Source organism: Kitasatospora sp. NPDC059408, assembly GCF_042751525.1.
GTDB lineage: Bacteria > Actinomycetota > Actinomycetes > Streptomycetales > Streptomycetaceae > Kitasatospora.
In genome coordinates, this window is sequence record NZ_JBHYWI010000153.1 from 1 (window position 1) to 10,728 (window position 10,728).

Here is a 10,728-nt window from a genome sequence, read left to right on the forward strand (position 1 = left end):
AGGTGGTCCCGCCCCTTCCGGCTGCGTGGCGGTTCAGCCGCGCTGGATGCCCGAGGTGTCGGCCAGCACGCCCTGGGTGCCGTCCTGGAGCTGGGCGACCAGCGCGGTGCCGCGCTGCTCGACCGCCAGGTACCAGGTGCCGGGGACCAGCTCGCCGATCGGCGCGCCGACCGGGTTGTCCTTCGGCGCCAGCGCGCGCGGGGCCGGGACGGCGAACCAGAACGGCGCGAAGTCGGCCGCCGGGGCCGGCTGCGGGGCCGGGGCCGGCTGTGCGGCGACCGGGGCCGGGGTGATGTCCTGCGGGCCGGGCTGGCCGGCCTGGCCGGGCGCACCCGGGGCCGGGTAGCCGTAGCCGCCGGGCTGGGCGCCGTACGCCGGGGCCTGGTTCGGGTCCTGGCCCTGCACCGGGTAGCCGTACTGGCCGGGCTGGGGCTGGCCGGGCTGACCGGGCTGGCCCGGCATCGGGTAGCCGCCCTGGTACGGGACGGCCGGACGGTCGGTCACCAGCGGCGCCTTCAGTGCGGGCACCAGCGGAGCGGCCGCGGCGGCGCCGGCGAGCACGATCAGCGAGATGAGGCCGAGCCAGGCGCCGAAGCCGTGGCTGACGCTCGGACCGGTGCCGGCGCCGCCCAGCGCCCAGACGGACGTCCAGAGCGCGGCCACCGCGAAGGCGATGCCCCACTGGTCCAGCCGCAGGCCGAGGACCTGACGGTTGGCCGCGGCCGGGCCCTGGAACCGCTGCACCAGGATCAGCGCGGCGGCGGCGATGCCCAGCAGGTAGATCGACGGCAGGACGGGGAACAGCGCGGTGCTCCAGGCGTTCTGCGACGTGTCGATGTTCCCGCAGTACGCCCCGGAGCAGTTCCAGCTCAGGTAGGGCAGGAAGGAGGCGATGAAGAGCAGGACGGCCGCGCCTGCGACGGCGGCGTCTCCCCTGGTGAGAGCGCGCAGATTCACTTACGTTCCCCTCGTTGACGGTTCGTGGACGGCGGTCCGCCCGGTCGCGCCGACCGGCCGGGAACCCCCGAACGGACCAGAAGCCTAGGGCCAACCGCCCCACCGGCGCACAGCGGGGACCGGGAACGGGGCGAATTCGTTGCAAACGGCGCAGCCCGAGCGCCGCGGGAGTGCGGCCCGCGCGCCGCGGGAGCGCCGCCGGATTCAGCCCCGCGAGGTCAGATACGCCGTCAGCGCGTCGGCGATCCCCTCGGCCGCCTTCTGGCGCCACTGAGGGTCCGTCATCCGCTTCGCGTCCGCCGGGTTGCGCATGTTACCGCACTCGATGAACACCTTGGGGACCGTCGAGAGGTTGAGGCCGCCCAGGTCGGAGCGGGTGTCCAGGCCGTTCTCGGCGATGTAGTCGGCGAACGGCTCGCCGGTCGCGGCGTGGAACCGCTCGCGCAGCAGCAGGCCGAGCCGGTGCGACGGTTCGACGATCGCCGAGTTGTCCGCCTTCCCGGCGACCACCTTGGCGGGCATGATCACGTGGAACCCGCTGCCGCTCGCCGGAGCGCCGTCCGCGTGCACCGAGAGGGCCACGTCGGCGTGGGCGTCGGCGGCGGCCCTGGCGCGCTCGTCGATGCACGGGCCCCACGCGCGGTCGCCGTCCTGGGTGAACGCCACGGTCGCGCCGCGGGCGGTGAGGATCGCGCGGGCGCGGCGGGAGACGTCCAGGGTGTAGTCGGCCTCGGTGTAGCCGGCGTCGGTCTCGGTGCCGGTGGTGTCGCACTCCTTGCGGGCGTTGCCGATGTCGACCTGACGGTTGATCTCGGTGGTGTGCGAGGAGTTGCCGGGGTTGTGGCCGGGGTCGAGCAGGATCGTGCGGCCGGTGAGGGCGGTCGAGGCGGCGGTCCCGGGGGTGGGAGCGTCCGACGGGGTGGCGGGTGGTGCGGCGGGTGGCGTGGTGGGTGGCGTGGCGGCGCTCGGGGTGTCCCCGGGCGCCGGGGTGGCGGCCGTCGAGGGCGCGGTGACCGTCGACGGCGGTGCCGCCCCGGGCACGGCGCTCGCGACGGCCGTGCCGGTGGCGGCCGTCGCGCCGGCGGGCGAGTCGTGGCTGACGGCCTGCCAGCCGAACCAGCCCGCGAGGCAGAGCGGTACGGCCGCGCCGACCACCGTCGTGGTGCGCAGCAGGGCGGAGCGGCGGGGAGGGCGGTTCGTCGGGCCGGTCACGAGCGGTTCAGATCCTGTCCTGGGTCCGTGCGGTGAGGCCGAACGCGTCGGCGATCGGCTTCCACTTTCCGACGAAGTCCTTCTTCGCCTGCGTCGCCTGGGGGTTGAGCTCGTCGGCGTGCTTCTTGTCGGCGGTGGTCGGGGCGGTGCCGGAGCAGCCCTGGCCGGCCACCGAGCGCGCCCAGGCCGCGTACGCCCGGTCGATGTCGGCCGACAGCTGCCAGGCCGACTTCAGCGACTGGATGGCGTCCGCGCCGCCCGGGACGTCCGAGGCGCTCAAGGCGCCCAGCTTGCGCAGCAGTTCGTCGCGCTGCTTGGCGCCGTTGTCGAACACCTGCGCCGCGTCGGCGATGTCGGGCTTGGCCGGGCAGCTGCTGACCTTCGCCACCGCGCTGCCGATCGGGGCCTTCGCGCTCTCGCCCTGGGTGAGCAGGTCGTCCAGCGCGCCGGCCTGGGCCTTGGCGTTCGGCCCGGCGGTGGTCGCGGACGGGCTGGGCGTCGCGCCCGTGGAAGCCGGGTCGGTTGTGGCGGCGCTCGGGTCGCCGGCCGAACCGCTGGGTGCCGGGGCCGGCTGCGGGGTGCCGGACGGTCCCGGGTCGGTGGCCGTGGCGGCCGGGGCGGGCGCGGCCTGGTCCTTCTTGCCGTTGTCCTTGACCGCCATCAGCAGGCCGCCGCCGACCGCCAGCACCAGGAGCAGCGCGAAGCCGATCAGCAGGGGCGCCTTGCGGTTGGTGGGGCGCTCCTCGTCCTCGTCCAGGTCCTCGTAGCCGGCCGGGTGGTCCGGCTGGGCCGGGTAGCCGGGCCGCGGCGGGTACTGGTAGCCGGGGCCGGGGTACGGGCCGGGCGCTTGTGCGGCCGCCTGGGCGCTCGCGTGGGCGCTCGCGTGGGCCGGGAACGGCGACGCGGGAGGGACGGGCGGGGGCGGCGGTGCGGCGGACGGGAACGCGGGCGCCGTCGGCGCGTCGTAGCCCGGGGCCGTCGCCAGGTACGGGCGGGCGCCCAGCGGCGGGCCCTGGTCGCCGACCCCGCCCGGGCCGGGCGGCGGGGCCATGGGGCGCGCGGGAGGTGCGGGAGGCGCCTGGGGCGCGGCGTCGGCGGGCTGCTGCGGCTGGTTCGGCTGGGGCCGGCCGGGCTGCTGGGGGGCGGGCTGCTGGGGGCCGCGGACCCAGCCGCCGGCGCCGCCGCGGGCGGTGGGGTCCCAGACCGCCGGAGCGGTGTTGTTCTGGTCCGTCATGTGCCGCTAGCCCCCACCATCCGCCGTCGCTCTGTCCGGTGCCGCCGTGTCCCGCTGCCGCTCGCTGCCTGCTGCGGCGCGGCCACCGTACCCTCCGGCCCCCCGCCCGGCGGCTCCGGCACGACGTTAGAGCATCGGTGCACGCCTGCGCAGCACGCGCAGCGAACCGGTGACGGAGACCTCCTCGAAGCCCTCCGCGAGCGCCCGCAGGTACACCCGGTAGGGCGCCTGGCCGCCGTCCGCCGGGTCCGGGAAGACGTCGTGCACCACCAGCAGGCCCTCCGGGGCGAGGTGCGGCACCCAGCCCTCGTAGTCGCCGGTCGCGTGCTCGTCGGTGTGCCCGCCGTCGATGAACACCAGGCCGACCGGACGGCCCCACAGCGCCGCGATCCGCGGCGACCGGCCGACCAGCGCCACCACGTGCTCCTCCAGCCCGGCCGCGTGCAGCGTCCGGCGGAACGCCGGCAGCGTGTCCATCAGCCCGACCTCGGGGTCCACGAGCGTCGGGTCGTGGTACTCCCAGCCCGGCTGCTGCTCCTCCGACCCCCGGTGGTGGTCCACCGTCAGCGCGACCGTCCCGGTCTCCCGGGCCGCCGCCGCCAGCAGGACCGCCGAGCGCCCGCAGTACGTCCCGATCTCCAGCACCGGCAGCCCGGTGCGCCGCGCCGCCGTGACCGCGGCCGCGTACAGCGCGAGGCCCTCGTCGACCGGCATGAACCCGGTGGCCGCCTCGAACGCCGCCACCACCTCGTCCGCCGGACGGACGCTCTCCAGCAGGTCGGACATGGGGCGACTCCTCGCGACGGGGTGGGTTCCGGGTACTCCGGTCGGACCCTACTCGACGGTACGTCCGCGCTTCCTCCCGGGACCGCCGCTGGAACGTGTTCTAGTCGCCGCCCCGCGCCCGTGCCAGAATCGGCCCGACCGTGGTTCCGAGGCACACCGGGAGCAGCCCCATGCGCGCAGCCGTTCTGCACAAGACCGGGCAGGACACGCTCGACGTCCGCGAGGACGTGACGGCGGTCGGGTTCGGGCCCGGCACGGTCAGGGTCCGGATGCGCGCGGCCAGCCTGTGCCACTCCGACCTCTCCGCGATGAACGGCGTGCTGCCCCAGCCGGCGCCGTTCGTGCCCGGCCACGAGGGCGCGGGCGACGTCGTCGAGGTCGGCGAGGGCGTGCGGTCGGTCGCGCCCGGCGACCGCGTCGTCCTGTGCTGGATGGCCCCCTGCGGGCGCTGCGCGCACTGCGAGCGCGGCCGCGGCCACCTCTGCGTCGCGAGCCTGCGGCGCCTCGGCGCGCCCGGGTTCCGCTTCGAGGAGGGCGGCGCCGCGGTCGACGCGTCCGGGTTCTACGGCACCGGCTCGTTCGCCGAGGAGGTCGTCGTCGCCGAGGACGCCGTGATCAAGGTCCCCGCCGACCTCCCGTACGAGGCCGCCGCGCTCATCGGCTGCGGCGTCACCACCGGCGTCGGCGCCGCCGTCAACACCGCGCGCGTCGAGCCCGGCGCCGCGGTGGCCGTGATCGGGGCGGGCGGCGTCGGCGTGGCGACCGTCCAGGGCGCCCGGGTCTGCGGCGCGGGCCGGATCACCGTCGTCGACCCCGTGGTCTCGCGGCGCGAACGGGCGCTGGCCTTCGGCGCCACCGACGCCGTCGCCCCGGAGGACCTCAAGGCGACCGCCAAGGGCCTGCCCGGCGGCGGCTACGACTACGTCTTCGAGGCGGTCGGCCGCTCGGCCACCGTCCGCGCCGCGTACGACGCCACCCGGCGCGGCGGCGCGGTCGTCGTGATCGGCGCCGGGGCCCAGGACGACCTCGCGCAGTTCACCATGGGCGAGCTGTTCTTCAACGAGAAGCGCCTGCTGCCCTCGCTCTACGGCGGGGCGCCCGTGCCGTCCACGATCGCGCTGGTCGTCGACCTGTGGCGGGCCGGGCGGATCGACCTCGACGGCATGGTCACGCACCGGGTCGCGCTCGCCGACGTCAACGACGCGATCGCCCAGATGCGCAGCGGCGAGGCCCTGCGGACGGTCGTCACCCTGGACTGAGCGCGCGGAGGGCCCGCCGGGAGCTCCTCCCGGCGGGCCCTCCGTCAGCCCTGGTTCTCGTCAGCCCTGGTTCGCAGCGCGGTGGCGGCCGTGCGCGCCGGCCTCGGGGCTGTCGTCGGCGGAGGACAGGCCGCGGTGGCGGCCGTGCGACGCGGTGTCCTCGGCCGTGATCTCGTCGGCGTCGGTCCCGTTGGTCGCGGGGCCGGTGGTGTCGGTGAGGGTGTCGGACATCAGAATCGTCTTTTCCGTGCGGAGCTTGCAGATGCATCGGCGCCCCGCCCGGCACTGTGAATGCGCGGTCGGGCCCCCGTTTCGGGCGCAGGAACCGCGCCACAGCCGTTGATCGCGGCCCGTGCCCCGGCCACCATAACGGCCGCGGCGCCCGAGATCCTATCGAGATCCTGACACCCCACCCCGGGGGCACCCACCCCGCCCGGCGCCGTCCCCGCTGAGACCCTGACCACCTCCGGCCCGCCAGCACCCACCCCGCACGGTGCCGTCCCCGCTGAGACCCTGACCACCTCCGGCCCGCCAGCACCCACCCCGCACGGTGCCATCCCCGCCGAGACCCTGACCACCTCCGGCCCGCCAGCACCCACTCCGCCCGGCGCCGTCCCCGCTGAGACCCTGACCACCTCCGGCCCGCCAGCACCCACCCCGCCCGGCGCCATCCGCCTCCGACCGGTGGCTGCCCCTGCCCTGCCCCGGCCACGGGAGATCCTGATCCCACGCCCGGCAGCGCACAGCCCGCCGGCGCCAGCCTCGTGCAGCGCCTTCCGTCCCCAGCCACTGACCGCCTGCGCGGGAAGTCGGCGACATCGACTTCCTGCGCCGGCCTGCGGTGGAGGGGTGTTGGCCGGGGCACCGGCGTGGGAAGTCGGGCCCGTCGACTTTCCGCGTCGTATCCCGTGGATCCGCTGGCCTGCGTGGGAAGTCGGCGGCACCGACGTCCTGTGCCCGGCCTGCGGTGGAGGGCCGGTGGCCGCCCCGCGCCCCGGCCCGCTCCCCGGGGCACCTGCGCGAGAAGTCGGGCCCGTCGACTTTCCGCGTCGCAACCCGCAGATCCGCTGGCCGGAGCGCAGGTGTTGGCTTGCGCGGGCGGCTTCTTCATGGCGCGTGCCCGGTGTGCGATGCGCTGTTGTTGCGCGGTGTGGAGCCCAGCCAATGGCCGACCAGTTCCCGGTAGAGGGGCGACAGGACCTGGAGGTCTCCGTGTCTCGCGAGCGTGCCGCGGCCGCCGTCCAGGAGGAGGACGCGGTCCGCGCGCAGGGCGGAGCTGATCCGGTGCGCCACGACGACGAGTGTTCCCGGTCGGGCGGCGAAGGCCCGTTCGGCCTGGTCCTCGGCGGTGGCGTCCAGGTGGCAGGTCGCCTCGTCGAGCACGATGACGGGGGCGGGGGAGAGGTACGTCCGGACGAGCGCGAGCAGCTGCCGCTCGCCGGCGGAGAGTGCGGCGGGGTCGGTGAGGACGGCGTCCGTTCCGCCGAGCCGCGTGACGAGTTCACCGGCGCCCACAGCCTCGATGGCACGGGTGAGTTGGGCGTCGGTGGCATCCGGCGCCAGCCACGTCAGGTTCTCGCGCAGCGGGCCGGGGAAGACGTACGCCTCCTGCGGCAGCAACGCGACCACCCGGGTGCGATCACCCGGCGAGAGGTGTTCCCCGCCGATGGTGAGGTCGCCGGAGGTGGGTGTGAGCAGTCCGGCGAGCAACCCGGCCAGCGTGGACTTGCCGGCTCCGCTCGGGCCCACGACGGCGACGTGCTCTCCCGCGCCGATCGTCACGTCGAGCCCGTCGAGGACCGGTTCGGCGGTGGGGGCGTGCGCGTAGCGAAGAGCGGTGAGGCACAGGCTCGTGTCACGGGCGGTCGCGCCTCCCGCCGTCGACCGGTCGGTCGGGGCGTCGGCGGAAGCCGTGGCCAGGCGGTCCAGCACGACCGCGAGGCCGAGCAGCCAGCCGCCGACCGTACCGGCCAACGTCCGCACCGCCGGGTCGAGCTGCTGGAGCAGGTACGTGGCGACGCCGAGCAGTTCGCCGGCCGTGAGTACGTCGTGCGCGAGCAGCCACGGCGCTGCCGTGAGCACGACGAGCACCGGCAACCGCCCGCCGAGCGTGACCACGAGCGCGCGCAGGGCGGACGCCCGGCCCAGCGCGCGGGAGGCGGCGGCGCTCGTCCCGGCCGCCTCGGCCAGTGCGGCGGCCACCTGCGTCTGCGTACCGGTGGACTGTACGTCGCGCAGGCCGTGCAGGGCGCGGCCCGCCTCGGCGGCGAACCGTTCCTCCGCCAGCACGACCGCCCGGCGGCGTTCCACCAGAGGCCGCAGTAGGCGGGCGAAGAGCAGCCCGGCGGCCAGGAGCGGCAGCAGGACGAGCGGCAGGACGGCGGGCGCGAGCAGCGCCAGGCCGATCAGGGCGGCGGCCAGGGTGATTCCGACGCCGCGCAGGGTGCGCAGCAGGGAGGCGGTCAACTGTCGTGCGGACTCTACCTGTTCGGTGAGCCGGGCGACCTCGGCGGCGTCGGCGACGGGCCGGGCGAGCGCGCTCCGGACCACCCGCGTGACGAGCGCGTCCCGCAACGGCTCGACGACCGCCGCGAGGTGCGGGAACCCGGCCCGCGCCGCGAACGCCCGCAGAACCGTGGCCGCGCCGAACCCGGCCAGCCAGGCCACTCCGGCCCCGGGCCGCCCGGCGAGGAAGCCGCGGTCCACGGCGGCCGACACGAGCAGCCCGGAGAGCAACGGCGGCAGGGCCTCGACCACGGACCAGGCGAGCAGTCGTAGCAGTGGTCGGCGTGTGGTGGCGAACTGCCGAAGGAGGAGCGCCCATCCGGGAGAGGCGGCAGCGGGGGGGAAAAGTCGGCGCCGCCGACTTCCTGCGCGGTGGTGGTGGGCGGCCGTGGGCGTCCGGGGCGGCTGCGGTGGCGGTGACGCGAGAAGTCGGCGGGCCCGACTTCTCGCGCGGGACGCCTTGGCACGCGAGGACCGTCGGTGGGCTCCGCGCCTTGAGTCGGCGGAGGCATGAGCCGTCTGCACCGAAAGTCGGCCGAGCCGACTTCCTGCGTCGCCGGGTTGCGCGACAGCGCCTGCGGCGGCCGATGCCGAGCCGTGCGCGGGAAGTTGGCCTACTCGACTTCCTATGTCCGCGGTGTCCGGTCCTGGGTTGTGCGCGGGAAGTCGATCGGGCCGACTTTCGGTGCCCGAGGTGTTCGGCCTGAGGCCCGGCGCGAGAAGTCGGTCGGGCCGACTTTCTACTCGGGCGTCGCGGAGTTGGTGGCCCGCGGATGGCCCAGGGCGCTGCACAAGAAGTCGATCGGGCCGACTTTCGGTGCCCGAGGCGTTCGGCCCTCGGTCGGCCCGACTTTCTGTGCCGGCATTGGTTGCTTGATGGGGTGCGGAGGGCGCAGAGGGCTGCGCGGGAAGTCGGTCCGGCCGACTTTCTGTGTGTGGTGTGCGGTGGCGGGCCATCAGGCGGCTGCTTGTAGGGCGGTGTCGGACAGGGCGGCGCGGTAGTCCGGGTGTGAGAGGAGGGCGGTGTGTGGGGCCAGGGCGCGGAGGCGGCCGTTTTCCAGCCAGGCCACCAGGTCCGCGCGGGCGGCGACGGTGGCGCGGTGGGCGATCACGATGCGGGTGCGGCCGAGGGTGGCGCGGTCGAGTGCCTCGGTGACCTGGTACTCGGTGGCGAGGTCGAGCCCCGACGTCGCGTCGTCCAGCACCACCACCCGCGCCGGCCGGGCCAGCAGTCGAGCCAGCCCGAGGCGTTGCAACTCGCCTCCCGAGAGCCGTAGCTCGTCGAGCGGGGTGTCCCATCCCCGGGGCAGCCGGCGCAGGAAGCCGTCCGCGCGGGCGGCCCCGGCCTCCGCCTCGCCCGCGCCGGCGAGTGCGTCGCGCACCGTGCCGCCGACCAGGGCGGGCCGCTCGAAGGCGTAGCCGACGGCGTTCCGGAGTTCGTCGGGGGCCAGCTCGTCGACCGGGACGCCGTCGATGAGCACCGAGCCCTCGTCGGGGTCGCGCAGTCGTCCGGCGAGGGCGGCCAGCAGGGACTTGCCGGAGCCGGAGCGCCCGACCAGTGCGAGCGTGTGTCCGCCGGGGACGGTGAGGTCGATCGGTCCGAGCAGCACGCGGTCGCCGTCGCGCACCACCGCGCCGCGGAAGGCGAGTTCGCCGGTGCCGCCGACCGGAAGCGTCGCCGCTCCCACGGGTGCGGGCGGGAGCGCGAGCAGGTCGTCGACCCGGGCCCGCCCGGCGCGGGCGTGGGCGACCCCGACCAGCGATTCGACCTGTTCGAAGAGGCCGGCCCCGAGCGCCGCCCACCCGGCCGCCGCGGCGAGGTCTCCCGGTGCCAGGGCGCCGTCGGCGAGCAGCACGCCCGCCGTCGTCAGGACCGCGATCTCGACCGCGGCGATCAGCAGCGTCGCCTGCCACGCCGTGCGGCGCTGCGCCGTCCACAGCGCGTGCCCGGCCGCGGAGAGGTCGGGCAGCGGCGCCAACACCCGTGCGGCCTCGCGTTCTTCGGCGCCGGCCGCGTGGATGCTGCGCAGCCCGGTGAGTGCGCCGGTGAGGCGCGCGGCGAGCTCCGCCTGCACCTCCTGGTAGCGGGCGAACGCCGAACCGGCGTCGCGCAGGAACAGCCGGATCAGCACCACGCCGGGCACCACCCCGGCGAAGAAGGCCAGCGCCAGCCACGGTGACAGCACCCCGAGGCCGACGATCGCGCCCACCGACGTGAACAGCGCGCCGACCGCGCCGAGCCCGGCGGGCAGCCGCCCGCCCGCGTCGCCGGCCGAGCCCACCAGGCGCGCGGCCAGGTCGCCGGGCGGCGGCCCGCCGCGCAGCCGGCCGCCCGGCCCGAGGTCGAGCAGGTGCCGGACGAGGCGTCCGCGCAGGGCGGCGGTGGCGTCGGCCGCGCCGGCCGGTCCGGCGGCAGCGGCGGTGGCGTTGGCGGCGGCGGCCGTGCCCACGGTGAGGGCGAGCAGCGCGAACGCGCCGGTCGCGGACCGGCCCGCGCCGGCGAGGACGGCGTCGACGGCCCCGGCCAGGGCGGCGGGCAGGGCGAGCGTGGTGGCGGCCTCGACGGGCAGCGCGAGGCCGAGGGCGAGGGTCGGTCCGTCGGGTCGGCGGGGCAAGTGGGCGCTCCTGCAGGAGAGTCGGGGGAAAAGGACGGCGCCGTCCCCCCGGTACGGACAGGCGGGACGGCGCCCCGGGGTCATAGGGGGTCCCAGGCGCGGCCGGGGTAAGTTTTTGGTGTAGATAAGGCAGGTCAGGATATGTCTAGTATAAAAAAAA

Annotated in this window: 8 protein-coding genes; 1 reads left to right on the forward strand and 7 read right to left on the reverse strand. The window is 76.1% G+C overall.

All coding sequences use genetic code 11. The features are described from left to right. Window positions 1-33: 33 nt before the first annotated feature. The 4 genes from ACFXDE_RS43055 to ACFXDE_RS43070 form a co-directional block, all read right to left on the reverse strand. On the reverse strand, window positions 34-957 hold the full coding sequence (locus tag ACFXDE_RS43055; RefSeq protein WP_380439437.1) for a hypothetical protein: 924 nt from the start codon (window positions 955-957) through the stop codon (window positions 34-36). Between the two features lie 204 nt (window positions 958-1,161). Continuing rightward, window positions 1,162-2,169, reverse strand: a complete 1,008-nt coding sequence (locus tag ACFXDE_RS43060; RefSeq protein WP_380499677.1) for an N-acetylmuramoyl-L-alanine amidase — start codon at window positions 2,167-2,169, stop codon at window positions 1,162-1,164. A gap of 7 nt (window positions 2,170-2,176) precedes the next feature. Continuing rightward, window positions 2,177-3,403 carry a hypothetical protein gene (locus tag ACFXDE_RS43065; protein ID WP_380499678.1) on the reverse strand — a complete coding sequence of 409 codons (1,227 nt, stop codon included), beginning with the start codon at window positions 3,401-3,403 and terminating at the stop codon, window positions 2,177-2,179. A 126-nt stretch (window positions 3,404-3,529) separates the two neighbouring features. Then, window positions 3,530-4,189, reverse strand: a complete 660-nt coding sequence (locus tag ACFXDE_RS43070) for a class I SAM-dependent methyltransferase (protein ID WP_380499679.1) — start codon at window positions 4,187-4,189, stop codon at window positions 3,530-3,532. 170 nt (window positions 4,190-4,359) lie between these two features. Between ACFXDE_RS43070 and ACFXDE_RS43075 the strand changes: the two genes are divergently transcribed. Next, the gene (locus ACFXDE_RS43075) at window positions 4,360-5,448 is read left to right on the forward strand and encodes a Zn-dependent alcohol dehydrogenase (protein ID WP_380499681.1); all 1,089 of its coding nucleotides are present in this window, start codon (window positions 4,360-4,362) and stop codon (window positions 5,446-5,448) included. Between the two features lie 60 nt (window positions 5,449-5,508). Here the strand turns inward: ACFXDE_RS43075 and ACFXDE_RS43080 are convergent, their stop codons facing one another. From ACFXDE_RS43080 to ACFXDE_RS43090, 3 genes are all read right to left on the reverse strand, one after another. Then, the gene (locus ACFXDE_RS43080; RefSeq protein WP_380443386.1) at window positions 5,509-5,679 is read right to left on the reverse strand and encodes a hypothetical protein; all 171 of its coding nucleotides are present in this window, start codon (window positions 5,677-5,679) and stop codon (window positions 5,509-5,511) included. 876 nt (window positions 5,680-6,555) lie between these two features. Then, on the reverse strand, window positions 6,556-8,205 hold the full coding sequence (locus ACFXDE_RS43085) for an ATP-binding cassette domain-containing protein (protein ID WP_380499682.1): 1,650 nt from the start codon (window positions 8,203-8,205) through the stop codon (window positions 6,556-6,558). Window positions 8,206-8,909: 704 nt separating this feature from the next. Then, window positions 8,910-10,568 (reverse strand): ATP-binding cassette domain-containing protein, encoded by a 1,659-nt coding sequence (locus tag ACFXDE_RS43090; RefSeq protein WP_380499683.1) that lies wholly within the window; start codon window positions 10,566-10,568, stop codon window positions 8,910-8,912. Between the last annotated feature and the right edge of the window lie 160 nt (window positions 10,569-10,728).

Bases quoted from the DNA above. Each gene is read 5' to 3' on its own strand.
- ACFXDE_RS43075 (WP_380499681.1), top strand. From the start codon at position 4,360: ATGCGCGCAGCCGTTCTGCACAAGACCGGGCAGGACACGCTCGACGTC.
- ACFXDE_RS43070 (WP_380499679.1), bottom strand. From the start codon at position 4,189: ATGTCCGACCTGCTGGAGAGCGTCCGTCCGGCGGACGAGGTGGTGGCG.
- ACFXDE_RS43065 (WP_380499678.1), bottom strand. From the start codon at position 3,403: ATGACGGACCAGAACAACACCGCTCCGGCGGTCTGGGACCCCACCGCC.
- ACFXDE_RS43080 (WP_380443386.1), bottom strand. From the start codon at position 5,679: ATGTCCGACACCCTCACCGACACCACCGGCCCCGCGACCAACGGGACC.